The 25,919-nt window shown below is 51.5% G+C and carries 21 protein-coding genes, 1 pseudogene and 1 riboswitch; of the genes and pseudogenes, 17 read left to right on the top strand and 5 right to left on the bottom strand.

Features of this window, described 5'->3' with window-relative positions; all coding sequences use genetic code 11:
* Positions 1-87 precede the first annotated feature (87 nt).
* The 3 genes from dnaE (at position 88) to pyk (ending at position 6,559) form a co-directional block, all read left to right on the top strand.
* Positions 88-3,582 (top strand): DNA polymerase III subunit alpha, encoded by a 3,495-nt coding sequence (dnaE, locus tag ACYVUU_RS04130; protein WP_484500032.1) that lies wholly within the window; start codon positions 88-90, stop codon positions 3,580-3,582.
* Between the two features lie 208 nt (positions 3,583-3,790).
* A complete protein-coding gene (pfkA, locus tag ACYVUU_RS04135; RefSeq protein WP_439776048.1) occupies positions 3,791-4,750 on the top strand; it encodes a 6-phosphofructokinase in 960 nt (319 codons plus the stop codon).
* 39 nt (positions 4,751-4,789) lie between these two features.
* Positions 4,790-6,559 (top strand): pyruvate kinase, encoded by a 1,770-nt coding sequence (pyk, locus tag ACYVUU_RS04140; protein WP_439776047.1) that lies wholly within the window; start codon positions 4,790-4,792, stop codon positions 6,557-6,559.
* Positions 6,560-6,902: 343 nt separating this feature from the next.
* Here the strand turns inward: pyk and ACYVUU_RS04145 are convergent.
* From ACYVUU_RS04145 to ACYVUU_RS04165, 5 genes and pseudogenes are all read right to left on the bottom strand, one after another.
* Positions 6,903-7,365, bottom strand: a pseudogene (locus ACYVUU_RS04145) (ABC transporter ATP-binding protein); the annotation flags it as partial.
* 11 nt (positions 7,366-7,376) lie between these two features.
* Positions 7,377-8,159 carry an ABC transporter permease gene (locus tag ACYVUU_RS04150; protein WP_484500033.1) on the bottom strand — a complete coding sequence of 261 codons (783 nt, stop codon included), beginning with the start codon at positions 8,157-8,159 and terminating at the stop codon, positions 7,377-7,379.
* A gap of 14 nt (positions 8,160-8,173) precedes the next feature.
* Positions 8,174-9,151 (bottom strand): aliphatic sulfonate ABC transporter substrate-binding protein, encoded by a 978-nt coding sequence (locus tag ACYVUU_RS04155; RefSeq protein ID WP_484500034.1) that lies wholly within the window; start codon positions 9,149-9,151, stop codon positions 8,174-8,176.
* A 6-nt stretch (positions 9,152-9,157) separates the two neighbouring features.
* Positions 9,158-10,690 (bottom strand): AMP-binding protein, encoded by a 1,533-nt coding sequence (locus ACYVUU_RS04160; RefSeq protein WP_484500035.1) that lies wholly within the window; start codon positions 10,688-10,690, stop codon positions 9,158-9,160.
* The gene (locus ACYVUU_RS04165; protein WP_484500036.1) at positions 10,687-11,862 is read right to left on the bottom strand and encodes an acyltransferase; all 1,176 of its coding nucleotides are present in this window, start codon (positions 11,860-11,862) and stop codon (positions 10,687-10,689) included. The genes ACYVUU_RS04160 and ACYVUU_RS04165 overlap by 4 nt, the downstream gene beginning before the upstream one ends.
* A 190-nt stretch (positions 11,863-12,052) precedes the next feature.
* Here ACYVUU_RS04165 and ACYVUU_RS04170 point away from each other — a divergent pair, with 190 nt between their 5' ends.
* The 14 genes from ACYVUU_RS04170 (at position 12,053) to ACYVUU_RS04235 (ending at position 25,913) form a co-directional block, all read left to right on the top strand.
* Positions 12,053-12,931, top strand: a complete 879-nt coding sequence (locus ACYVUU_RS04170; RefSeq protein ID WP_484500037.1) for a CvfB family protein — start codon at positions 12,053-12,055, stop codon at positions 12,929-12,931.
* The gene (gene xerD / locus ACYVUU_RS04175; RefSeq protein ID WP_484500038.1) at positions 12,924-13,820 is read left to right on the top strand and encodes a site-specific tyrosine recombinase XerD; all 897 of its coding nucleotides are present in this window, start codon (positions 12,924-12,926) and stop codon (positions 13,818-13,820) included. The genes ACYVUU_RS04170 and xerD overlap by 8 nt, the downstream gene beginning before the upstream one ends.
* Before the next feature lie 10 nt (positions 13,821-13,830).
* Complete coding sequence (locus ACYVUU_RS04180; RefSeq protein WP_439776040.1) at positions 13,831-14,184, top strand: reductase; 354 nt, start codon at positions 13,831-13,833, stop codon at positions 14,182-14,184.
* Positions 14,174-14,908 carry a segregation and condensation protein A gene (locus tag ACYVUU_RS04185; protein ID WP_439776039.1) on the top strand — a complete coding sequence of 245 codons (735 nt, stop codon included), beginning with the start codon at positions 14,174-14,176 and terminating at the stop codon, positions 14,906-14,908. The genes ACYVUU_RS04180 and ACYVUU_RS04185 overlap by 11 nt, the downstream gene beginning before the upstream one ends.
* Entirely contained in the window at positions 14,898-15,500 is a 603-nt protein-coding gene (scpB, locus tag ACYVUU_RS04190; RefSeq protein ID WP_484500039.1) for an SMC-Scp complex subunit ScpB, read from the top strand. The genes ACYVUU_RS04185 and scpB overlap by 11 nt, the downstream gene beginning before the upstream one ends.
* Complete coding sequence (locus ACYVUU_RS04195; RefSeq protein WP_439776037.1) at positions 15,500-16,219, top strand: pseudouridine synthase; 720 nt, start codon at positions 15,500-15,502, stop codon at positions 16,217-16,219. The genes scpB and ACYVUU_RS04195 overlap by 1 nt, the downstream gene beginning before the upstream one ends.
* A gap of 27 nt (positions 16,220-16,246) precedes the next feature.
* Positions 16,247-16,362: riboswitch (FMN riboswitch) on the top strand.
* An 80-nt stretch (positions 16,363-16,442) separates the two neighbouring features.
* The gene (locus tag ACYVUU_RS04200; protein WP_484500040.1) at positions 16,443-17,147 is read left to right on the top strand and encodes an ECF transporter S component; all 705 of its coding nucleotides are present in this window, start codon (positions 16,443-16,445) and stop codon (positions 17,145-17,147) included.
* A 109-nt stretch (positions 17,148-17,256) separates the two neighbouring features.
* Positions 17,257-17,652: a LysM peptidoglycan-binding domain-containing protein gene (locus ACYVUU_RS04205; RefSeq protein ID WP_484500041.1), complete on the top strand. Its 396-nt coding sequence runs from the start codon at positions 17,257-17,259 to the stop codon at positions 17,650-17,652.
* 52 nt (positions 17,653-17,704) lie between these two features.
* Entirely contained in the window at positions 17,705-18,382 is a 678-nt protein-coding gene (gene cmk, locus ACYVUU_RS04210) for a (d)CMP kinase (RefSeq protein WP_439776034.1), read from the top strand.
* 88 nt (positions 18,383-18,470) lie between these two features.
* Complete coding sequence (rpsA, locus tag ACYVUU_RS04215; RefSeq protein ID WP_439776033.1) at positions 18,471-19,676, top strand: 30S ribosomal protein S1; 1,206 nt, start codon at positions 18,471-18,473, stop codon at positions 19,674-19,676.
* A 76-nt stretch (positions 19,677-19,752) separates the two neighbouring features.
* A complete protein-coding gene (gene der / locus ACYVUU_RS04220; RefSeq protein ID WP_439776032.1) occupies positions 19,753-21,060 on the top strand; it encodes a ribosome biogenesis GTPase Der in 1,308 nt (435 codons plus the stop codon).
* A 203-nt stretch (positions 21,061-21,263) separates the two neighbouring features.
* Positions 21,264-21,539 (top strand): HU family DNA-binding protein, encoded by a 276-nt coding sequence (locus ACYVUU_RS04225; protein WP_002877566.1) that lies wholly within the window; start codon positions 21,264-21,266, stop codon positions 21,537-21,539.
* Positions 21,540-21,654: 115 nt separating this feature from the next.
* Positions 21,655-22,908, top strand: a complete 1,254-nt coding sequence (locus tag ACYVUU_RS04230) for a tetratricopeptide repeat protein (RefSeq protein WP_484500042.1) — start codon at positions 21,655-21,657, stop codon at positions 22,906-22,908.
* 128 nt (positions 22,909-23,036) lie between these two features.
* A complete protein-coding gene (locus ACYVUU_RS04235) occupies positions 23,037-25,913 on the top strand; it encodes a YfhO family protein (RefSeq protein WP_484500043.1) in 2,877 nt (958 codons plus the stop codon).
* Positions 25,914-25,919: the final 6 nt, after the last annotated feature.

Raw genomic sequence — 25,919 nt, forward strand, 5'->3', positions numbered from 1 at the left:
AGAATCGGCGAGCAAATTCAATTGGTGAAAAGGCGACTTTGCTATAATTGAAATAACAAGGAAAAAGTGAAAGGCGGGGCGAGCAAGGTGAACATAGCAGCATTGCAGACGATTTCAGCCAATACGATTCTGGCCAGCCCGATGAAAACAGCTGACCTGGTCAAGGGGGCAAAAGAGCGGGGCTATAGCGCCGTAGCACTGACGGACATCAACGTGACTTACGGTCTGGCTGATTTTTATGAGGAAGCATTAAAAGCAGGGATCAAGCCTCTTTTGGGCCTGCAGGGCCGCTTTAAGGGGATCGAGCTGGAAGAAGCAGAATATGACCTGGTCTTTTTGGCTCAAAGTCAAAAGGGCTACCAGTCCTTGATGCGCCTGTCCAGCTTTTTGAACATTGCGTCTGGCGACCTTACTGGATCAGCCCCTGGCTTAGCCGATCTGCCGGACTTGTCTGATTTAACCGTGATCGTGCCTGCCGGGCCGACCAGTGAATTGCGCCAGCTTAATAAATTGGGTAATAGCGGGGAGGAATATGTTAAAAAGCTCCTGGCCTTTTTGCCAAAAGCCTTGCCCTTATACTTAGGCGTTTACCCGGCTGAATCCGCGGCTGCTTATGATGCTTATGTCAAAAAGCTGGCAGATTCTGCCGCTTTGCCCATAACGGTTGTTGAAGACGTCCGCTACTTAGACCCGGGCGACCAGTTCCTCTGCAAGGTGCTGCAGGCCATCAAGGAAAGACGGGTCCTGGATGAGCACGAACTGACCTTGATGGCGGAAGGGCAGGGGTCACATTGGCTTAGGCCCGCGGCTACCTTGGCAGCTGCCTGCCGGGAAATGGGCCTGGAAGAAGCCTTGGCAAACAGCGGCAAGATTGCTGACAACTGCCAGGCCAAGATTCCCTTTAAAGAGCCCCAGCTGCCGGTCTTTCCGCAAGAAACAGGCCTTTCTTCAGACCAGTATTTGGAAAAGCTGGCTTTCGCCGGCCTGGAAAAATTAAAGCTTAGGCAGGGGATCTACCAGGCCCGCTTGCAAAAAGAGTTGGCCGTCATCAAGCAGATGGGCTTTGCCGACTACTTTTTGATCGTCGGCGACATCGTCAATTACTGCAGAAAAAAGGGTGCCCTGGTCGGCCCTGGCCGGGGGTCAGCTGCCGGCTCTTTGGTCGCCTACGCCTTAGGCATCACCCAAATTGACCCTTTGAAATACGACCTGCTTTTTGAACGCTTCTTAAACCCGGCCCGGGCCAATATGCCCGATATTGACCTGGACTTTACCACGAGCGGGCGGAAGCTGGCCTTTGCCTACGTGCAGGCTAAATACGGTGCTAAAGCCCGCTTTGGCCAAGGGTCTGACCTGGTGGCCCGGATTTTGGCCTTGACGACCATGAAGGCTAAAAGCGTCCTTGACCGGACCGGCCAGGTCTTTGGCCTGACCTTGCCGGCTATCGCCCACCTCAAGCAGGCGATGGGCCCAGCCAAAACTTTGGAAGAGGCCAGCCAGCAGGCTGCTTTTAAAGGCATAACTAACGCCAGTCCCTTGACCCGCCTCCTTTATCAAACCGCCAAAAGGCTGGAGGGCCTGCCGGAAGACACGGGCACCCACGCCCCTGGCTTAGTGATCAGTGAGGAGCCCCTGTCCAGGCAGATCGGCCTCATGACCGGGAAAGAAGCGCCTTTATGGACGGTTGAGCAGACCAAAAAGTATGTTGAAAAGTACGGCCTCCTTAAGATCGACTTTCTGACCCTGGACAATCTGGAGCTTTTGGAAGGCGTTTTGGCGGAAATCAAAAAGACCAGCGGTCCCCTGGACTTGACCCGGCTGCCTCTGGATGATCCGGATACTTTGGCCCTTTTTGCCCGTGGGGAGACCCAGCAGATCTTCCAGTTTAATTCCAGCGGGATGCAGGAGGTCTTGCGGAAAATCCAGCCCCGGACTTTTGACGACTTGTCCGTAGCCGTGGCCCTTTACCGGCCGGGCCCAATCGCCAGCATCCCCTTGTATGTTGCCCGGAAAAACGGGACCAGTCCGGTTCAGTATCCCGATCCCAGCTTAAAAGAAGTCCTGGGGCCAACCTACGGCGTCTTCGTCTATCAGGAGCAGGTCATGCAGACAGCCCGGATTTTCGCCGGCTTCAGCCTGGCTGAGGCTGACGTCTTCCGGAACGCGATTTCCAAAAAGCAGGCTGGCCTTTTGGCTGAAGAAAAGGGCAAGTTTATCGCTGGAGCAATGAAAAAAGGGCACAGCCGGCAAGCAGCCGAAGCGGTCTATGCCTTAATCGAGCCCTTTGCCAACTACGGCTTCAACCACTCCCACGCCGTGGCCTATGCCCTTTTGGCTTACTGGCAGGCCTTCTTGTCCGTCCACTTCCCAAGAGAGTTCTATTTGGAAAAAATCCGGGCTAGCCGGGGGAAGGAAAAAGGGGCCATCATCCGCCAGGCCAGAAAGGCCGGCGTTGAAGTCCTAGGCCCGGACATCAACTTGAGCCAGGAAGAAGCCCGCCTGTTTGAAGGCCGGATCTACCTGGGCTTAAAGGACATCATGGCTATTACTCCGCCATTTTTGGACCAGCTCTTAAAGATAAAGCGGCCGGTAACCAGCTTCCCGGCTTTTCTGCGGCAATTGGATGCCAAGGAGTTAAAAGAAAGGCAGCTGATTCCCTTGATTGAAGCCGGACTTTTTGACCAGATCAGCCCCAACCGGGCAAGCCTTCTGGTCAACTGCGGCAACATGCTCAATACCGCCCGTCTGTCGCAAAAGAGCTTGGTCTTGCAGGACTTTCTGGCCGCCAAAGAAGAAAACGTGCCGATGCCTACGGCAGCTGAAAAGGCGGCCATGGAAGAGCGGGCCATGGGCTTTGCGATAACGGCAACGCCTTTGGAAATTGCCGGCAAGGCCTTGGCCAAGCGCTACGGGGCCAAGCCCTTTGCTGCTTTTGCCTTAAACGAGACCGGGCAGGTCCTTGCCCAATTCGTCAAGAAAAACGACTGGCGGGTCAAGCGGGGGGCGCGGGCTGGCGAACTAGGCAGCAACGCTGTTTTTAGCGACGGGCAGACCAGTGAAAAGGTGACGATTTTTACCAGCCAGTACCGCCGCTTTGCCCAAATGCTGAAAGAAGACGCGGTCTATCTTTTGCAGATTGACAAAAAAGAAGACCAGGAGGATGGCCGGGGCTACCAGCTGATCTTGCGGGACCTCCGCCTTCTGGACTTAAAACAGATCGAGCAAGTCGAAGAAGTCAAGCCGGTCACGGTCAAGCCAAAAGAACTGGCCCTTGAGCGCTATTTTGACCAGCACTATCAGACCAAGCGCCTGGGCGACTTCCGGGTCAAAGAAAGGGGCACGGCCCTGGGCAAGCTGTTAGCTGTCCGCTACCAGGAAGACAAGCGGGGGCGGAAGATGGCGACTTTGATCTTGGCCGATTCTTCCGGCCGCTACAGATGCTGGCTTTTTGCCGGGGAATTGGCAAATTTAAAGTTGAATTTACAGGTGGGTGACTATTACCTGCTCAAGTTAGAAGCTTTAGGCCAAAGAGAGAGCCTGGACTTTAAAATTTATGGCCTCAAGCAGGTCAATTTGCGCTGAAAATGACTTGACCAATTTGCTTTTTTGAAAAAAATCTGTCCTAGTGAAAAAAATAATAAACGCCAGGCTGGGATTTGTAAGCCCTAACAGGTCGAAATGAGAAATAAATCGAATTTAAACCAGATTTTACAAGACTTTATGCGGGAAAAATGTTATGATTTATGTGATGTGAGATATTACACAATTTAAATCATGATGAGGTGAATTCATGAAACGGATTGGTATTTTGACTAGTGGTGGCGACGCCCCTGGCATGAATGCAGCCGTAAGAGCCGTAACCAGAGTCGCGATCGCGAACGGTTTGGAAGTTTTCGGCATCAGATACGGTTTTGCAGGTTTGGTTGCGGGCGACATTTTCCCATTGGAAAGTGAAGACGTAGCCCACTTGATCAATGTTTCCGGTACCTTCCTCTACTCTGCGCGTTATCCTGAATTCGCAGAAGAAGAAGGGCAACTGGCTGGTATTGCTCAATTGAAGAAGCATGGCATCGATGCTGTCGTCGTTATCGGTGGGGATGGTTCCTATCACGGCGCCTTGCAATTGACCCGCCACGGCTTCAACTCAATTGGTCTGCCAGGCACGATCGACAACGACATCCCTTACACGGATGCCACGATCGGCTATGACACGGCTTGCATGACGGCAATGGACGCGATCGACAAGATCCGTGACACTGCTTCCAGTCACCACCGGGTCTTCATTGTTAACGTAATGGGCCGCAACTGCGGTGACATCGCCATGCGCGTCGGCGTAGCCTGCGGTGCGGACGCGATTGTCATTCCTGAAAGACCATATGATGTTGAAGAAATCGCCAACCGCTTGAAGCAAGCCCAGGAAAGCGGCAAGGACCACGGTTTGGTAGTCGTTGCCGAAGGCGTGATGACTGCTGACCAATTCATGGCTGAACTGAAGAAGTATGGTGACTTCGACGTTCGGGCCAACGTTTTGGGCCACATGCAGCGGGGCGGCACGCCAACTGTTTCTGACCGGGTGCTGGCTTCCAAGCTGGGCAGCGAAGCCGTTCACCTTCTTTTGGAAGGCAAGGGCGGCCTGGCTGTCGGCATTGAAAACGGCAAGGTTACTTCACACGACATCCTTGATTTATTTGATGAGTCTCACAAGGGTGACTATGACTTGTTAAAGCTCAACGCAGATTTATCAAGATAGTTGTTTTTATAGTTTTTGATTTAGGGAGATTTTTTCAAGATGAAAAAAACGAAGATTGTTAGTACTTTAGGACCAGCTTCAAACGATATTGAAACTATTACCAAGTTAGCCGAAGCAGGCGCAAACGTATTCCGTTTCAACTTCTCACACGGTGACCACGAAGAACACTTGGCAAGAATGAACATGGTTCGTGAAGTTGAAAAGAAGACTGGCAAGCTTTTGGGCATCGCTTTGGACACCAAGGGTGCCGAAATCAGAACCACTGACCAAGAAGGCGGCAAGTTCACTATCAACACTGGTGACGAAATCCGTATCTCAATGGACGCAAGCAAGGCCGGCAACAAGGACATGATCCACGTTACCTACCCAGGCCTGTTTGACGACACTCACGTTGGCGGCACTGTATTGATCGACGACGGTGCTGTTGGCTTGACTATCAAGGCCAAGGACGAAGAAAAGCGCGAATTGGTTTGTGAAGCTCAAAACACTGGTGTCATCGGCTCAAAGAAGGGTGTTAACGCTCCAGGTGTTGAAATCCGCCTCCCAGGGATTACTGAAAAGGACACTGACGACATCCGCTTTGGTTTGAAGCACGGTATTAACTTCATCTTTGCTTCATTTGTACGTAAGGCTCAAGACGTTCTTGACATCCGCGCACTTTGCGAAGAAGCTAACGCACCATACGTTAAGATCTTCCCAAAGATTGAATCACAAGAAGGTATCGACAACATCGACGAAATCTTGCAAGTTTCAGATGGTTTGATGGTTGCCCGTGGTGACATGGGTGTTGAAATTCCATTCATCAACGTGCCATTCGTACAAAAGACTTTGATCAAGAAGTGCAACGCTTTGGGCAAGCCAGTTATTACTGCTACTCAAATGCTGGACTCAATGCAAGAAAACCCACGTCCAACCCGTGCCGAAGTAACTGACGTTGCTAACGCCGTTCTTGACGGTACTGACGCAACTATGCTGTCAGGTGAATCAGCAAACGGTTTGTACCCAGTACAAGCAGTTCAAGCTATGCACGACATCGACGTTCGGACTGAAAAGCAAATGGACACCCGGAACACTCTGGCTCTGCAACGCTTTGAAGAATACAAGGGTTCAAACGTTACTGAAGCTATCGGTGAATCAGTTGTCCGGACTGCTCAAGAACTGGGCGTTAAGACTATCATCACTGCTACTAGCTCCGGCTACTCAGCTCGTATGATCTCCAAGTACCGTCCAGACGCAACCATCGTTGCCTTGACCTTCGACGAAAAGATCCAACACTCATTGGGTATCGTATGGGGCGTTGAACCAGTTTTGGCAAAGCAACCTTCAAACACTGACGAAATGTTCGAAGAAGCTGCCCGCGTAGCCAAGGAACACGGCTTTGTTAAGGATGGCGACCTGGTAATCATCGTTGCCGGCGTACCATTCGGCCAATCAGGTACTACTAACTTGATGAAGCTGCAAATCATCGGTAACCAACTTGCTCAAGGTTTGGGCGTAGGCACTGGCTCAGTTATCGGCAAGGCTGTTGTTGCTAACAGCGCTGAAGAAGCCAACGCTAAGGTTCACGAAGGTGACATCCTGGTAGCTAAGACTACTGACAAGGACTACATGCCAGCTATCAAGAAGGCCAGCGGTATGATCGTTGAAGCTTCTGGCTTGACCAGCCACGCAGCTGTTGTCGGCGTATCACTTGGCATTCCAGTTGTTGTCGGCGCTGCTGACGCAACTTCAAAGATCGCTGACGGCTCAACTTTGACTGTTGACGCTCGTCGCGGCGCAATTTACCAAGGTGAAGTTTCAAACCTGTAATCTAGGATTGCAAGTCTGACAACCACAGAAGAAAAGAGCTCAATCAAACGATTGAGCTCTTTTTCTTTGCTTGATTATTTCTTTTAAGCCGCCGCGTCGTCTTCACCCAAGATGATCTTTAAGGTGTCGTGAACGATCTTGTCCTTGGCCAGCTGGGCCTGGTCATCGTCTTGGTCGCGGAAGTCGTTGATCATTTCCGCGGCGATGCCTTGGTTTTTGATGACCCAGATTTTGTTGGCCATGATGGTGGCTTCCCGGACGTCGTGGGTAACAAGTACCGTGGTGATGCCTTCTTCCTTGCAGACCTGCAGGATAAGTTCTTGCATCTTGCTTCTGGTCAAGGCATCAAGGGCACCGAGTGGTTCATCCAAAAGCAGGAGCTGGGGAGAGGACAGGAGGGCTCTGGCCAAGGCTGCCCTTTGTCTCTGCCCCCCGGACAGGGTAGCCGGGTAGGCGTCAGCGTATTCTTCCAGCCCCACCCGGGCTAAAAGGCGCTTGGCTTTGTCCGGGTCATTGCCGGTCATGAGCAGGTTGCCCAGAACCGTTTTCCAGGGCAGCAGGCGGTCATCTTGGAACATGACCCGGGCTTGCTGGTTAAGGCCGGACAACTTTTGCCCATTCATGGTGATTTCCCCGCCTGTCGGCTCTTCCAGGCCAGCGATCAAGCGCAAGAGGGTGGACTTGCCGCCCCCGCTCATCCCGACCAGGGCGATAAATTCGCCTTTAGAGATGCCTAAGTTGACGTTTTTTAAAATTTCCTTGCCGCCATATGACTGTTGCAGGTTGCTGATTTCGAGAAAAGGCATTTTTTAACCTCCTATTGGGCTGACCGGCTGTTTTGCCAGTCAAGCAAGATGACTTCAAAGTTGTGGGCGATAAAGTTGGACAGTTCCCCCAGCAAGGCATATAAGACGATGCAGAGGTAGATGGTGGTCACGTCCATGTATTGCTGGGCATTGGTTGACATGTAGCCGATGCCGGAGTCAGCTGAGACCGTTTCGGCTACGATCAAGGCCACCCACATGGTCCCTAGGGCGTAGCGGACCCCGATCAAGATGGTTGGCAAAGCACCAGGGAAAATGACGTCTTTGAACATCTGCCACTTGGAAAGCTGGTAGGCCTGGCCCATTTCCAAAAGGTCCGGGTCAATTGAGCTGATGCCATGGTAGGTATTGATGTACATTGGGAAGAGGCAAGCCAAGGAAATCAAGGTGATTTTTGACCCTTCATCGATTCCCATGATCAAGATAATGAGGGGAATAAGAGCCATATTAGGGATGGTTCTGAGCATTTGGATGCTGGTGTCAAAAGTCTGCCGGAAGACTTTTGAAGTCCCGGAACAAATTCCTAAGATAAAACCGGCTCCGCCCCCGATCAAAAAGCCCATGCTTGCCCGGTAGAGGCTGATACTGATGTTCTTTTGCAAGGTTCCGTTTTGCCAGTCCTTGACCGCGGTTGCCAGGACGGCAGATGGGGCCGGGAGGAATTCTGACTGGATCCATTTCAGCTGCACGCTGATCTGCCAGAAGCAGATGATGATGACGGGCAAGGCCCAGGGGAGCAGGTCCTTTTTCCAGTTAAAAGCCGCTTTCTTTTGCATGTTTGGCCTCTTTCTTACTTAATGCTGATGACGTACTTGCTGATCTTCGGGTCGGTCTTGATGACGCCGGCCTTGTAGAAGGTGTCAGCCATGGACTGGGATTCCTTGATAGCCGTTTGGGTGACGGCGCCGAAGTCGTATGATCGGCGGGAGATCATCTTTTTAACGACGGATTCCTTAAGCCCCAGGGCCTTGACCAGGATCTTGGTCAGCTTGGCTTGGTGTTTGTTGGCCCAAGTCATGTCTTGGCTGAGGTACTTGATCAAAAGCTGACTGACTGCCTGGTTCTTCTTGGCAAACTTTTGCGTTGACATGATGTAGCTGCGGTTGTTGTAAGAAACGTCTTCCCCGGTGTAAAGAAGGGTTGACCCGCTGGCTTCCAGCTGGGAGGTAGTTGGGTCCCAGGCCACGATGGCGCTGACCTTGCCCTTGGAGTAGGCAATAGAAGCTGCGCTGGTTTCCAGGTTGACCAACTGAACATCGCTGGTCTTTAAGCCGTACTTGGACAAAAGGGCCCGGATAAAGTATTCAGAAGCCGTGGACTTGGTGTAGGCAATCTTTTTGCCCTTTAAGTCAGCAATCGTCTTGATGCCGGATGACTTTTTGACCAAAAGGCCGGTCCCTTTGGCCTTGGTCCCGCCAGTGGCGATGTAGGCCAGCTTGCTGCCGGCGGCAAGAGCCGTAACCGGCGGAGTGTCCCCGCAGCGGGCGTAGTCGATTGAGCCGGAAGCCAGGGCCTGGACTTCTTCAGCCCCGGAGGAGAATTCCTTGAAGACCACATTGTAGCCTTGCTTCTTCATCTTTTTCTTCAAGACCCCCCGGGCTTTGGAAATGGCGATTTCGTCACCGGACAGGTAGCCGATCTTGATCGTGGTCAATTTCGCGCTAGAAGACTTGTTGAGCCCGACTTGGGAATAAATGACCACGCTGGCCCAGAGGACCAGCAAGACGGCGAGGAAAATTTTTCTGGCTAAGTGCTTGTGCTTTTTCATAAAAAACTAGGCTCCTTTTCTTTCTAGCTCTGTCAGTTCCGCGGCAAGTTCTGGCCGCTTGATCTTCCCGGTTGGGTTAAGCGGGAACTGGTCAACGAAAAAGATTTTGCTTGGGCGGCGGTAGGCGGCCAGGTTCTTTTGGCAGTAGCGGGAAATTTCTTCTCTTGCTTTTTGAGCTGAGAGGCCGGCCCGTGGGTCTAAAACGACAGCGGCAGTGACCGCTTCACCGTAAAGGTCATCTGGAGTTGGAACAACGGCGACGGCTTTGACGAAAGGCAGTTCAGAGATGACGTTTTCGACGATGATTGGGCTGACCTTTTCGCCGCCCCGGTTGATCAAGTGCTTGATTCGCCCGTCCAGCCAAAGGTAGCCGTCTTGGTCAAAGTAGCCCAGGTCCCCGGTATGGAACCAGCCATTTTGGAAGTCCTTTTGGCTGCCGGACAGGTAATGAGTAATGACGTGGTCGCCTTTGATGCAGATCTCGCCTTTAATTCCGTTTTCCTTACCGTATTCGTGGTATTTGCCATCGGCAAAAATTGCCATGTCAGTGTGATAAGGCTTGCCCGATGACCCGATCTTGATGGCATCAAGCGGGTTTAAAGTGCACTGCGAGCATGATTCGGTCATCCCGTAGCCTTCCAAGATCGGCACATGGTAAGTTTCAATGAACTGCTTGTGCCGGGAAACAGGCAGCATGGCGCTGGCGCAGCGGATAAAGCGGAGGCGGTTTTGCGGATGCTCTTTGTAGGCGGCCAGGGCTTTTTCGTTCTTGAGCAGAATCGTGACAATGGTTGGCACGACTGAGGACCAGGAGGCATCAGCTTCTTCAACCCAGTTCCAGAAGCGGCTGGCCGAGAATTTCGGCGCGATGGCGATTCGTCCTCCAGCCAAAAGGCTGCTGGTTGTCAGAATCATCTGGGCGTTCATATGAAACATGGGCATGACGACCAAAACCGTGTCGTCCGCGGTTAAGCGGTGGCTGTCCTTGTCATATTGGGCAGCGTTTCTCATCATGGCATGGGTCAAGCCAACCTGCTTAGGCTTGCCGGTGGTGCCGGAAGTGTTTAAGATCAAGCCAAGGGAGTCTTCGCTCGGCAGGCAAGACCGGCCGGCTGGCAGGTCTGTTTTATAAAAGAAGGCAAGATCCGGCTTGGTCTTTAAATTCAAGATCTGTTTTGCAAAAGCTGGCAAGTTGATTTCTGCCGCCAGCTCAGCATCAAGCAAGAGGGCCGGGTAGTCCAGGTCGCTTAAAAGGCGGAGGATTTCCGGTGCCGGAGTTGAAGCTGAGACGGGGTGGGGGGTGATCCCCATCCGCCACATGGCCTGGTTGATGGGAATATAGACCGGGCTGTTGGCTAGGCAGAGCAGGACCCGGTCACCAGCGGCCAAGTTCACAGCCTTAAAAGCTTCTTTTAACAAGGCCACGTCATCTTCGATGTCCTGGCCGGTAAACCATAAGTGCCGGCTGAGGTCCATTAGGATTTCCCTGTTTTGGTTCTGGGCGATTTTTTCTTGCAAGTCATCAGTTAAGCGTGTCATGAGATTTCTCCCTTCTTAAAAAGTGCCAGCAGCTTGCGGCCGTTTGGCCGGCCGATCAAGCGGCCGAATGGCGGAGTCAGGTATAAAAAGTCGGCGATCAGCCAGGAGATGGCCAGGCAGACCGCGTAGCCAAGTGGAAATAAGGCCAGCAAGACCCACTGGTTCAGCTGAACAAGGCTCAACAGCCAGGCCAGGAAGGTGATTGAAATTGAGTGGACCAGGTAAACGCCAAAGGAAATGGCGCTAGACCGGTCAACCCAGCTGACAAAGACCGGTTTGGTCTGTTGCCACTGGTCTCTTTTCTCTTCATAGAGCAGGCAGAGGGTGAAGATGGTGGCGATCATGCAGACCGCGTAGATCATTAAGTATGGCTGGTGAATCAAGTTGGCTGAGTGCTGGCTGAGCTGCAGGACCTGGACGTTGAACTGGTAAAGGACCAGGGTTCCGGCCGCGGCAAGCGCGGTTGTTATGAAGACCAGCTTCTTTTTCCGCAAAAGCCACTTGGTCAAGGCTTCGTAGTTGATCCAGGCCCAGCCGCCTAAAATGAAGTAGAACTGGTAGAACAGAATGTTGTTGCCGTAGTACTTGAACAGGTAGGGCCAGGAATCATGATTAACCTGCGGGTAGTAGTACTTGGCCCAGATGACCAGGCAAAGCTGGAGAGCCGCGCTGAGCGCCAGGAGCAGGTTGAGCTGCTTTTTAAATAATGCAAAAAGCTTGAGCACCAGTGGGAAGATCAAGTAGAGCTGGAACATCAAGAAGATGTAGTAGAAGTAGAACTGGTTGCCCTTGCTGATAGCTTCCAGCCAGTCGGTCAGCCACTTGTTCCAGCTGAAAGAGCCATTGGTCAGCAAGAGGAAGGCTAAAAAGAGGCCGTTCCAGAAGAGGTAGGGAATCCCGCTGCCGATATAGCGCTTTTTCCAAAAAGTCGGCCAGTTCTGTTTTTCAGGCCGGTCCCAGTAGCCTAAAAAGAGAACCAGGCCGGTAATGAACATAAAGCCGAAGCGAGGAAAGTGCAGGATTAAGTGGGTCGATACTAGAAAGCGGCCCGCAGGGGTCGCCTTGTTGCCAAGTGCCTCTGCAAATGTGCTGGCCACGTGGTTGAGCACGACGCCAAACATAAAGAAGCAGCGCATCAGGTCAACTTCGTAAAGGTGTTTTTTCTTAGACATGTAAGCCTCCTTATTTATTGCTTACCTAGATTAATTAAAGAACTTGGCCAAAACTTGCTTTAAAATAGAAAAAACTATGCGTGAATTGAAAAAATCAGCGACTGGGCAGAAAAACTATTGCTATTTGCTTTATTTTCTTTCTTTGTTCCCGTATACTAGCATTAGAATTATGTAAAGTTGGAGGCAGAACATGCTTGGAGAAATCCGGACCGGTAAAATTACTGACAGCAACGCTGAAGCCTATTTCGTGCAGATTGACGGCTTAACGTTCAAATTGAAGAAAGAAGAAATCACCCAGGAAGATCCGCCCAAAATTGGCGGCGAAATCACGGGCTTTATTTATGATAATCAAAAACATGAACGGGAAATGACCCAGTTCTTGCCCTTTGCTCAGGCTGACCAATACGGCTGGGCTACGGTTACCAGGGTTCAGCGGGGCCTGGGGGTCTTTTTGGACATCGGCTTGCCTGATAAGGATATAGTTATGTCACTGGACGACCTGCCGCTTGACCCGGCCCGCTGGCCGCAAAAAGACGACCGCCTTTTGGTAAGGCTGGAAACTGATGACAAGGACCGGATCTGGGCCAAGGCAGCTGACGAAAATGTCTTTGACCAGATCGCCGTCCGCTTCCCAAATAACCTGGTCAACAAGAACCTGCTTGCCCGGGTTTACTCCAGCAAGTCCCTGGGCTGCTTTGTCTTGACCAATGACTACTATTTGGGCTTCATCCACGAATCCCAAATGCAGCAGCCGCTGCGGCTTGGCGAAGAGGTCAAGGCCCGGGTGATCGGGGTCAGCCAGTACGGCCGCTTAAACATGAGCGTTTTGCCCCGGGCTTTTGAAGAAATTGACGATGACGCGGCCATGATCATGATGTCTTTGCGCCGTAAAGCTGATAAGACCCTGCCCTTTAGTGACAAGAGTGATGCCCAGGCAATTAAGGATTACTTTGGCATCTCTAAGTCAGCCTTCAAGCGGGCCTTAGGCAACTTGATCAAGCGGGGGCTGGTCAGCCAGGACAAGGAAGCCGGCACGATCAAGCTGGTCAAGGATGAGGCGGATGAATAAGCTCGCTGAACAGATTGACGATTACCTGCGCTACAGCCAGATTGAACGGGGACTCAGCCCAAATACGATCGCGGCCTACCAGCAGGATTTGCAGGAATTTTTAGCTTACGTCAAAGAAGAGCAGATGGCAGACTGGCCGCTGGAAGCCGTGGAAATTGATGCTTTTTTGGCTAAAGAGCGGGACTTGGGCAAGGCCAATAGCTCTATCAGCCGGCTGGTGTCGACCTTGCGCCGCTTTTACCAGTGGCTGGTCCGCCAGCAGCTGATTGCCCTGGACCCCATGAGCCAGATCGATGCTCCCAAGCGGGAGAAGCGGATGCCCCTGGCTTTGACTGAGGCAGAAGTAAACCGGCTTTTAGAGCAGCCAGATGTAACGACGGATTTGGGCCTGCGGGACCGGGCACTTTTGGAACTGCTTTACGCGACGGGGATGCGGGTCAGCGAAGCAGTTAACTTAAAACTGGCCGACGTCCATGCCGACTTGCAATTGATCAAGGTTTTGGGCAAAGGAAGCAAGGAACGCTTGATTCCGGTGAGCGATTTGGCTTTGGACTGGATCAAGCGCTACCTGCCCGTCAGAGACCAGCAGCTGCTAAAAGCCGGCAAGAGCAGTGACTGCCTGTTCTTGAACAGCCGGGGCGGGCAATTGACCCGGCAGGCCGTCTGGCAGAAAATCAAGAAGTACTGCCAGCAGGCGGGGATAGCTAAAGACGTGACCCCGCACACCCTCCGCCACAGCTTCGCGACCCATTTGCTGGAACATGGGGCGGATTTGCGGGTAGTCCAGGAAATCCTGGGCCATACCGACATTTCAACGACCCAGATCTATACCAATCTGACCCAGAAGCATATCCTGGACGTTTACCAAAAGACCCATCCCCGGATTTAGAGGTGATTATATGCTAGTACCATATAAAAAAGATTATGAAAAAGTCGCCATGGGCCTCTTATCCTATCTGCCAGATTTCAAGAACCTGCAGAATTTGAAGGAAGAAATGCAGCTGTATGCTGAAGATCCGGCCCACCAGCTTTACCTTTACCGGGACGAGGACCAGAATATCGTCGGCCTGGCTGGCTGCGAGGCCGGGGCCGGCTGCCTGGTCTTGCGCTATTTGTCACTGGCGCCGGGCTTTCGCGATGATGAGCATTTTTCAAAAATCATGCGGGAACTGGCCCAGGAAGCTGGCAAGCAGAAAGTTATGACGGTCCCGGAATATACCTATTTAATGAAGTACTTGAACAATGATGAATGAAGGCATGACCATTGAGCTGCCGAATTTTGAAGGCCCCCTGGACCTTTTGCTCCACCTGATTCGGTCGCAGGAATTAGACATCTATGACATCCCGATTGCCCGGATTACCCAGCAGTACCTGGACTATCTGCAGCAGATGCAGAAGCTGAACCTGCAGCTGGCAGGGGAATATTTCGTAATGGCGGCAACCTTGCTTAGGATCAAGTCCCAGTATCTGTTGCCGAAAAACGACTTCGTTGAAACAGAAGAAGAATTTACCGACCCCCGGGAGGAACTGGTTGAGCAATTGGTTCAGTATTCCGTCTTCAAAAAGATTTCAGCCTACTTTAAGGTCAGAAATGATGAAGTGCCGGTCCTGGCCGCCAAAGAGCCCAGCGTGGCTGAAGGAGCCAAGGTTCAGCCTCTGCCATTAGGGCAAATCAGCCAGCAGGATTTGACAGCCAGCTTTATTTTGGCCATGCGCCGTTTTAAGAAAAGAAATGACCATGCCCAGGTTACCTTGACCGGCCGGCCAATCCAGGAAATGATTGCCTGGCTGAAGGAAGTTTTAGCGAAAAATGGCCGGGCCAGCTTTTTTGCCTTGACTGACCAGGTGGAAAACCTGGCGGACTTGGTTGGCCTCTTTTTGGCCATTTTGGAACTGGCCAAGGACCAGTACTTGAAAGTTAGGCAAAAGCGCCGCTTCGGCGACTTGGAAATAGAAAGAAGCAAGCATGACGAGTAAAATAGCCCAGCTGGAAGCCCTCCTTTATGTGGCTGGCGACAGCGGGATCAAGAAAGAGCAGCTGCGGGACTTGCTGCAGGTAGCAGACCCGGAAATTGAGCCCCTGGCTAAAAGACTGCAGGAAAAATTAGTCAGCGATCCCGACAGCGGCCTGCAGCTTTTGGAAATCAACGACGAATACAAGCTGACGACCAGCGGGGAGGTCAGCGACCTGGTGGAAGCATATTTCAACAAGGACCTGACCAAGAACATCAGCCAGTCAGCCTTGGAAATTCTGGCGATCGTAGCCTACCGGCAGCCAATTACCAGAATTGAGATCGACGAAATCCGGGGGGTTAATTCCTCTGGTGCCCTGCAAACCCTTGTCTGGCGAGGGCTGGTCAAAGCCCAGGGAGTCAAGGACGCCCCGGGCCACCCCAAGCTGTACGTGACGACCGATTACTTCCTCCAGTACTTTGGCTACAAGTCCCTGGCGGATCTGCCGGTAATTGAGAATTTTGAAGACAGCAGCTTTGATGCCGACGGCCAGGTAGACCTGTTTGCCGAGAACGGCACGGCTGATGAAGCATTGCAAAAGATGGAGGATTTATAATGGCGCAAGAACGTTTGCAAAAAGTGATCGCCCAGGCGGGTATCGCTTCCAGAAGAGAAGCGGAAAGAATGATCCTGGCCGGCCGGGTCAGGGTCGACGGGCAAGTAGTGACCAAGCTGGGAACCAAGGTCAGCTCAATTGAACAAGTAGTTGTTGACAACCAGCCGATCGAAAGGGAAAGCCACCACACTTATCTTTTCTATAAGCCGCGCGGCGTGATTTCCGCGGTGAAGGACGACAAGGGCCGCAAGACCGTGGCTGACTACTTTAGTGACCTGCCATACCGGCTCTACCCAGTTGGCCGCTTGGACTATGACACTTCAGGCCTGCTTTTGATGACCAACGACGGGGAACTGGCCAACCTGCTCATGCACCCGAGAAACGAAGTCGACAAGGTCTACGTGGCTAAGATCAAGGGCATTTTGCAGCCAGATGAAATCAGGGCCTTGAAGAAGGGGGTCCAGATTGGCCGCTACAAGACCAAGCCGGCCCAGGTCAAGGTTTTGAAGACCAATCCCCGGGCCCAGACCCAGATCGTCCAGCTGACCATCCACGAAGGCCACTACCACCAGGTCAAGGAAATGTTTAAAGCTGTTAACCACCTGGTTGACAAATTGTCCAGAGAGCGGTATGCTTTTCTTGACTTGCAAGGCCTTACATCCGGACAGTACCGGGAATTAAACCACAAAGAGGTTGACAGGCTCAAGCAGGTGGATTAGAATATAGTTGTAAAGTTAAATAATACAAGTTGTCTTCGGGGCAGGGTGAAAATCCCGACCGGCGGTGCAAGTCCGCGAGCCATGCAAATGGTTGAATGCTGTAAAGCTACCGATAGTTATAGTCTAGATGGAAGAAGGCAGACGCTGGAATAATAAGCATGCTTACTAAGAAAGGTCTGTTGCTCTTCAAGGCAACGGACTTTTTTAATGGAGGTATGTTAATATGGAAGCTGCTAACAAACGGACAGCTAAATCAGTCAGCAACTGGCTCGCTTATGCCATGATCGGGGCTATTGCCTTCGTGGTGATGAAGTTTGAATTCCCGATTATGCCAGGCGTCAGCTTTTTGAAGATGGACTTCTCCGACGTCATCGTGGTCATCACTACCTTTATCTTCGGCATTGGCGGCGGGGTGGCCGTGGCCGCGATCAAGTGCCTTTTGTCGTTGATCTTTGCCGGTTTTGCCCTGCCGTCATTGGTCGGTGAACTGGCTGCCTTTTTGGCCTCAATGGCCTTTGCCCTGCCATTTTACTTCCTGGCTGGATCAGTCAAGGAAGAGGACAGAAAGAGCCTGAAGGGCTACCTGCTGCCAGCCTTGGGCCTGCTTTTAGGAGTCTTGTCTTTGACGGTGGTCATGGCTTTGACCAACCAGTTCCTGCTTACTCCGGTTTACGCCTACACTTCAGTGCCGCAGGCAGCGGGGATGCACATGAACTACGCTCAGCTGCTTACTTTTACTGAACAGACTTACCTAGGCAAGATGCTGCACATTCCAAGCATGTCCAGCTACATTATGGGCATCATCGTTCCATTCAACTTGATCAAGGGGGCCATCAACTCAGTTGTGGTCTACATCCTTTTTGAATCAGTCTTAAAGACCATCAAGCCATTCGTGATCAAGCACTTCAGCGTTTCCAGCAAGTACTAATTTGAAAATACAAGTGAATCTTTTGATGAGGCTTTCCTTAGGGAAAGTCTTTTCTTTTCGATTAGGCAGGTGATTTATGGTAGAATGTAAGCTTAAAGGGGGAAGCTAGATGGATCAAAATGCCCAAAAGCCCTTGTCACGTCTGGCCCGCCAGCAAGCGGTCAGAGAAGAGCGCAAGAACAAGCAGGCGCCGTGGTGGACGGCCCTCTTGATCGTGGTTATGATAGCCCTGGCGGTTTTGCCGCTAGTTACCAGTCAAAGCAGCGATTATGCCGTCCCGCAAACTAAGAAAGAGCAGACCAAGCCCAAGCGGGCTGCCAAACAGTCCAGCAAGAAGAAGGCTACTCCAGAGGTCAAGACTTACGTGGTCAAGTCTGGCGACAGTTGGGCCGCGATCGCCCAGAAGTACGGCATAAGCGCTGAAGAGCTGGCTGAGCAGAATGGTCTTGATACCAGCTCAACCCTGGCGGTTGGTCAGAAACTGAAGATCAAGCAAGCCAAATAGCTGAATTTATTGGAAAGGATTGAAGCGATGTGAGTCGCTTCATTTTGATGTTATGCAAGTAGCAATTGATGGACCTGCTTCAGCAGGTAAGAGCACCGTGGCCAAGATTGTGGCCAATAAGCTGTCATTCGTTTATATTGACACAGGCGCGATGTACCGGGCATGTACTTTTATTGCCCGCAAGCACGGCCTGGATTACGGGGATGAGGCCGGGATCTTAAAGGCGATCGACGAAGATGGCATTGTTTTAGAGCCAGGTGAAAAGGGCCAAAAGGTTCTGGTAGCCGGTGAAGACGTGTCTTTGGAAATCCGGACTCCGGAAATCACGGCCAATGTTTCCCAGGTATCAGCCCTGCCAGGGGTCAGAAGCAAGATGGTTGACCTGCAAAGAAAACTCGCTGGGTCAACCAACGTGATCATGGATGGCCGCGATATCGGGACCACGGTCTTGCCTAAGGCTGAAGTCAAGATCTTCTTAGTTGCCAGTGCCCGGTCCAGAGCGGAAAGACGGCTTTTGGACTGGCAGCAGAAGGGGATTGAGGCCAAGCAGACGGTTGAAGAAATCGAAGCTGACATTGCCAAGCGGGACTACCTTGACTCCCACCGTGAAGTTTCACCTTTGAAGAAGGCAGCGGATGCAATCGAAATCGATTCAACTAATTTAACGATTGACCAGGTTGTTGACGCTATCTTGGCCGAAATTGCTAAAAAAACAAATACCAGCAAGTAAAGTCAAAAAAAGTCTGGTAAAATAGTAGCAAATTCATCTATTTTTCGGTAAAATAGAGAACGAATAAACAGGGAGGCATTTTGTATTTATGTCAGAAAACAATCAATTTTTAGATGCTCTTGCTCAAATGCAAGAAGTTAAGGTGGGCGACATCGTTGACGTTAACGTTTTGAGCGTTGAAGATGGCCAAATTAACGTTGGTGTTCAAGGCGCCGGCGTTGAAGGTGTAATCACTCGCCGTGATTTCACCAACGACCGTAGTGTCAACTTGCGTGACGAAGTTAAGCCAGGTGATACCTTCAAGGCTTACGTAGTTCGTCGTGCAGGCGGTGACAAGGAAAACGGTGAATTTTTCTTCTCAGTAACCCGCGTTAAGGAACGCGAAGCTTACGACAAGCTGCAAAAGGACTTCGAAGAAGGCAAGACTATCGAAGGTAAGGTTACTTCATCAGTTCGCGGTGGTTTGCTCGTTGATGTCGGCACCCGCGGCTTCTTGCCAGCAAGCTTGATCTCAAACCGTTTCGTTTCAGACCTTAAGCCATACATCGGCAAGACCATCAAGGTCAAGATTACTGAAATCGACCCGGCTAAGAACCGTCTGATCCTTTCCCACAAGGAATTGATCGAAGAAGAACGCGAACAAGCCTTTGAAAACGTTGCTTCACAACTGGTTGTCGGCGACGTAGTTGAAGGCCGGGTATCACGTTTGACCAACTTTGGTGCATTCGTTGATATCGGCGGCGTTGACGGTTTGGTACACATCTCCGAAATTTCATACAAGCACGTTGACAAGCCAAGCGACGTCTTGAAGGTTGGCCAAGATGTTAAGGTTAAGGTTATTGGCATCGACAATGACCGTCACCGTATCTCCCTGTCAATCAAGCAAACTGAACCATCTCCATTCGAACAAGCAACTTCAAGCTTGAACGAAGGTGATGTAATCGAAGGCGAAGTTAAGTCTTTGACCAACTTCGGTGCCTTTGTTGAAGTTGCTGACGGCATCCAAGGCTTGGTACACGTTTCAGAAATTTCCAACAAGCACGTTGACAAGCCAAGCGATGTCTTGACTGTAGGTCAAAAGGTCAAGGTTAAGGTTCTTAACATTGACCCAAGTGAAAGAAGAATCTCCCTGTCAATTAAGCAAGCTGATCCAGAGAACGCTTCTTCATCAAACGACAGACCTCGCGCACGTCGTTCATCAAACAACGATGCAGTTGCTCGCAAGTACATGAACAACGACGACAACGGCTTCTCACTTGGTGACATGATCGGTGACCAACTTAAGAACCGTTAATCAGCACTAAAAAGACCGACCGCTGGTCGGTCTTTTTGTTTGACAAGAATCAATAGAAAGCAAAAGAGGTGAAAAGATGCCATTACCAATTGTTGCCATCGTAGGGCAACCAAACGTAGGCAAGTCAACCCTGTTCAACCGGATCATCAATGAGCGGGTGGCGATCGTGGAAGACCGGCCAGGCGTGACCCGGGACCGGAACTATGCCCGGGCCAGCTGGATGGGCCACCAGTTCAGCATTATCGATACCGGGGGCATTACTTGGGAAGACAGCACGATTGACGAAGAAATCCGGGCCCAGGCAGAAATTGCCATTGAAGAGGCTGACGTTATCGTCATGCTGGCTGACGCCAGCCAGGGCGTGACCAGCCTGGACGAGCGGATTGCCCACCTGCTCTACCGGGCCGACAAGCCAGTTCTTTTGGCTGTCAACAAGGCCGACAACCCTGAGCAGCGGACTGATATCTATGACTTCTACAGTCTGGGTTTAGGTGACCCGATTCCTGTTTCCGGAGCGCACGGCACCGGGATCGGTGACCTTTTAGACGAAGTAGTCAAGAACTTCCCAGCTGATGCCGAAAAGACAGAAGAAGGGGTTATCTCCTTCAGCGTGATCGGCCGGCCAAACGTGGGCAAGTCATCCATCGTCAACCGCCTCTTGGGCGAGGAACGGGTGATTGTGGCCAACGAAGAAGGGACTACCCGTGACGCCATCGACACGCCATTCGTCAAGGACGGGACCAAGTTCCGGGTCGTTGACACGGCTGGGATCAGACGGCGGGGCAAAGTCTATGAAAAGACCGAAAAGTACTCTGTCATGCGGGCCATGAGTGCCATGGAGCGTTCAGATGTGGCTATCCTGGTTTTGGACGCAAGCACCGGTATCAGAGAGCAGGACAAGCACGTGGCCGGCTATGCCCATGAAGCGGGCCTGGGGATGATTATCGCCGTTAACAAGTGGGACCTGCCAAAGAAGGACTCTTCATCAGGCAAGGACTTTGAAGCGGTGATCAGGGAAGAATTCTCTTACCTGGACTATGCCCCAATTGTCTTTGTCTCAGCCAAGACCGGCAAGAACATCGACCAATTGCCGAAGATGGTTAAGGAAGTCTACGAGAACAAGAACCAGCGGATCCAGTCCAGCGTCTTAAACGACCTGCTGCTGGAAGCCAGCCGTTTGGTGCCTGCCCCAATGGTCAAGGGCAAGCGGCTCCGGGTCTACTACATGACCCAGGTCAAGACCAATCCGCCGACCTTCGTCGTTTTCTGCAACGATCCGGAACTGATGCACTTCTCCTACCAGCGCTTCTTGATCAACCAGCTGCGGGAGAATTTCGACTTCACCGGGACTCCGATCAAGATCCTGCCGCGCAAGCGTAAATAGTAGCGGGCTTTTCTTTTTCAATTTGTGACATTCTCTTGAAAAAGTGCTAAGCCGCAGGCTAAAAGCCTTGTAGGGACAACGTTCTTGTGATATTTTAGAGAACAGGGAATTAATTGAATGCAGCAAGCGCTCAGTGTCCCTCATTTCTGCAAGAGAAATGAAGTGATTAGACGCGAGTCTAATTTATAGGAGGTGAATTCCACATGGCAAATAAGGCAGAATTAGTTTCAGAAGTAGCTGCTAAGACTAAGTTGACTAAGAAGGACGTTTCAGAAGCTGTTGACGCAGTTTTCGAAGCTATCCAAGAAGACTTGGCTAAGGGCGAAAAGGTGCAACTGATCGGCTTCGGCACTTTCGAAGTTCGTGACCGTGCAGCTCGCAAGGGCCGCAACCCACAAACCGGTGCTGAAATCGAAATTCCAGCAAGCAAGGTTCCTGCATTTAAGCCAGGTAAGGCTCTTAAGGACGCTGTTAAGTAATTGACGCGCTTTAAAATAAAGAAACGCCGGGTTTTCCTGGCGTTTTTTGTTTGGGCAAAAAACTTTTTTAGCTGACTAGTTACGGTACAATAGTAAGCAGAAAGTGAGGACAAAGATGACATATTCTGAACAATTGTTGGACGCGATTCAAGGCCACCGCTTCAGCGAGAGCCGTGCCCTTCTAAAGCAGGCCCTGGAAAACGATGATCCGGAGATTCTGGCGTCTCTGGCGGAAAATTTGACTGACCTGGGCTTTACCGATCTGGCCAAGGAAGTCTACCGCAGCTTGATCGCGGAATTTCCAGATGAAGACCTCTTCAAGGTCTACCTGGCGGAAATCCTCCTCAATGACGGGGCGGAGGACGACGGCTTGACCCTGCTTTACAATGTACCGGCTGATTCAGATGCCTATCTGGAAAGCCTCCTGGTCCAGGCTGACTACTACCAAAGCGAGGGCTTGATCGAAACGGCCCGGGCCAAGATGGAGCAGGCAAGAAAGCTGGCTCCGGATGAAGACGCCATTACTTTTGGCTTGGCGGAACTGGACTACATGAGCGACTTAAACGACCAGGCCCTGCCTCTTTACCAGGACTTGCGGCAAAGACAAACCATGTTTGGGGAAGTCAACCTCAACCAGCGGGTCTTCCAGACCCTGGCCAAATTGGGCCGGTATGAAGAAGCGGCAGCTTTTATCAATGACCATAAGGAAGACCTCCTGGATATCGACGCCAAGTACCAGGCAGGGGTGATCATGGAAGAAGCCGGCCAATTTGACAAGGCGGTTGCCTTCCTTGACGACGTCATCAAACAAAGTCCTGACTACGTCAACGCTTATCCTTTCCTGGCCAAGGCCTACCAGGAAGAAGATAACCCGGAAGAAGCCCTCTTTGCCGCTCAGACGGGCCTGGGCTACAATGAGCTGGATGAAGAGCTTTACCAGATCGGGGCCCAGGCAGCCGCTAAATTAGGCAAGACAGAGGATGCTGAAGACCTCTTGAAGCGGGGCCTTTCGGTCAACCCGGATAACTCCAGCCTCCGGCTGCTCCTAAGCGACCTCTACCTGGCCCAGGGGCGGGCAGAAGACTCCCTGGCCTTGTTTACCTCCTTGGCTGACAGCGACCTGGAGCCCCAGGCCCACTGGAACATGGCCCGGTCCTACCAGGAAATGGAAAAATATGACCAGGCTCTGCAGGAATACCTTTTGGCCTACCAGAGCCTGCAAGGCAGTCCTGACTTTTTGCGGGGGATGATTTCCTTTGCCCAGGAGAGCGCCCAAGGCGATTTGGTCCGGCAGCTTCTGGAAAAATACTTGAAGCTTGTGCCAGATGACCAGGAGATGCAGGAACTTTACGAGCAGCTGAGAAATTAGAATTTTGGATAATGACCAGGGATTGCTGGTCATTTTTCTTTTTTAATATTTTCTAGCCTTTTAGCGGGAAGGAGAGAAAAGCGGTAAAATAGAAAGACAGACCATTGAACATTTTGGAGGTATGACATTTGCAATTCAGCTTTAACAAAAAGCGTGACCGGACTGTCTACTGGAAGTACTCAGTCTTCTTTCTTTTCTTGGCGGCCTGTGTTTTTGGCCCTTACTTGCTCACGGGCCACAGTTTGATCTGGAATACCGACGCCGCTAACCAGCACCTGCCCTTGCTGGTCAAGTACCGGGAATACGTGCTCAACTTCCTGCGCCATTTAAGCCAGGGACCGGCCGAGTGGTCCTGGACCATGGGCCTGGGCAGTGACCTGTTCTCGGTCTTTTCTTACTATACGATCGGGGACATCTTTGCCTACCTGGCCCTCTTGTTTCCGACCAGCCACCTGGTCTTTGCCTATCAGCTGATCCTGCTTTTGCGCCTTTACTGCGTAGGCTTGGCCTTTGTTTATTTTGCCCGCCATTTTGACTTTAAAGACGGCGTAATCCTGATTGGCAGCGGGGTCTACATGGTCAATGCCTACCTGCTTTACGCGGCCTTGGCCCAGCCAATGTTTACCACGACCTTTATTCTTTTTCCCTTGATCGTGGTCCAGCTGGAGCGGCTCTTGCAGGGAGGAAGCGCCTGGCCTTTATTCGGTGTCTTTGTCTGGATGCTGGTCAGCAACTATTACCTGGCCTTTGTTCTGGGCCTGGGGGCAATCATCTATCTGCTTTTGCGCTGGGGCCTGGCTTATTGGAAAAAGATTCCTTTTTGGCCAACGATTAAGAAGCTCTTTTTTGCCAGTTCAGGAGCAGTTCTTTTGTCAGCGGGCCTGCTTTTGCCAGAACTTTTGGGCGTAATCAACTCCACCCGGACCGGGTCGCAGTTTGCCAACGGCTTGACCTTTTATCCGGCTTACTATTACTTGCTTTTGCCCAAGGAACTGATTGACGGGGACAACTGGAAGTTGATGTTCTGGTCAGCCCTGGGCCTGGCCAGCATCATTTTGCCGGCTCTGGTTTATCTTTTCGCTAATTGGCGCAAGTATAAGACGGTTGCTGCTTCACTTGTCTTAGGGGCGGTCATGCTCTTGATCCCGGCAGTTGGGGCAGTCTTTAACGGGGGGATGTCAGCTTCAAACCGCTGGACCCTGCTTTTGTACCTGCCTTTTGCCTTCAGCGTAATGGCCTTTGTCAAGGCCGTCAGCGAGCAGGCAGTCAGCCAAAAGGAAATGCGGCTGATTTTCATCGTCAGCGGGATCTACCTGGCTTACCTGGTCGCCATGTCCTTTTTGGAAAATGACTACAAGCTCTTCTTGCCAGTTATTTTCCTCTTGCTTAGTTTAGGAGCGGTTTATCTGGTCAACGAAGGACGGGCATTAAAGCGGTCGTTATTGCTTATTGTAGCGGCTAATTTAGCCTTTAATGCCCTGTACGCGGCCTTGCCTTATAACGGGAACTTCGCGGGCAATATGCTGGCCAGGGGCGAGTATGAGCAGATCGCTGAAAACCGCTACGGCGGCATGAATCACCTTTTGCCGACCGGCTTTTACCGGGTCAACACTGTCTCAAACAACCAGTTTGTCAGCCAGAAAAAGCTCTTTAACGACTTGACCAGCGGCCTGGCCAACGTGTCATCTTACTATTCAATCCAGAACCAGTACCTGGGCCAGTTTTCAACTGACTTGGGCAACCTGCAGTATGACAACAATATTCCCTTCCACCAGCTGGATGACCGGACGATTTTGAACAATTTCCTGGGCGTCCGCTATATTTTTAACCAAAAATACTCAGTAAATGGCAATAAGGTGCCTGGGACCTATGACTTGATTGCCTCTGGTGAGGAGAAAAAGGACCAAAATCAAGAGACTGTCTACCAGGCCCAGCTGTATAAGACGACAGAGGCCTTTCCGCTGCTTTGGCTGAGCAATAAGGCAATTAGCCCCAGCCACTACCAAAAGCTCTCAGCGAGCCAAAAAGAGCGGGCTCTGGCCAGCGGAGTGGTGGTCAAGGACTCCGGCCTCAAAGCAGCTAAATTGATCGGGGTCAAGACTATCAAGGCCAGCCTGCTTGCTGCCAATGGCAAGAAGCTGAGCAAGAATAAACTGACTTATACGGACTCTGATGTCAGCTACAAGCTGAAGCTGCATCTGTCAGATAAAGAAAAGGCGAAACTGGGCAAAAGCGAGCTCCATGTCGAAATCAGCCAGATTTCCTACCAGCCCTTTACTTTAAGCCAGCAGCTGGATTTGGAGCTGAAGAAGGCTAAGCAGGAGGCAGACTTGACTGGTCAGACCTTTAACGAGCGGGCGACCCGCTACAAGTACTGGCGCTACCACCTTTTGGCCGGGTCGCCAGATCCCAGCTACAAGCTGACGGTGACGGGGAAGAAGACCAGTGAGACCATCGTACAGAGAAGCCAGGACATGACTTCTTTTTACCGCCTGGTCGACAGCGCGGTCATGAACATGGGGACTTATCAGACCCTGCCAAGCAGCCTGACTTTCCAGCCTTCAAAACTGGGGACCTATCGCTTTAAGATCAAAGTTGTGGCAATTCCTTTGAATCAAGAATACACAAAAGAAGTGCACCAGATTCAAAAGCAGGGGGTCAAGCAGCTGAAACTCGCGCAGAACCAGCTGACTGGGCTCTTCACCAGCAAGAAAGCTGGTATCGTTACCTCGACCATCCCGTATTCAAGCGGCTGGACAGCCACGGTAGACGGCAAGGCTGTCAAGGTCCTCAAGACCAATACAGCCTTTGTCGGCTTTGAGATGCCGGCTGGCAAGCATCGGGTCCGCTTGGTCTACCGGACACCGGGATTGAGAAGCGGGCTTTTAATTTCGGCTTTGACGGCTCTAGCAATTTTAGTCTATGCCGCGGTCAGTCACAGTGAATGGCTGCAGGAATTAAGGACTAGGAATAATAAGAAAAGAGAAATGAAAAAAGAAGCATAGTTAGAA

The organism is Lactobacillus sp. WILCCON 0058 (genome assembly GCF_057198005.1).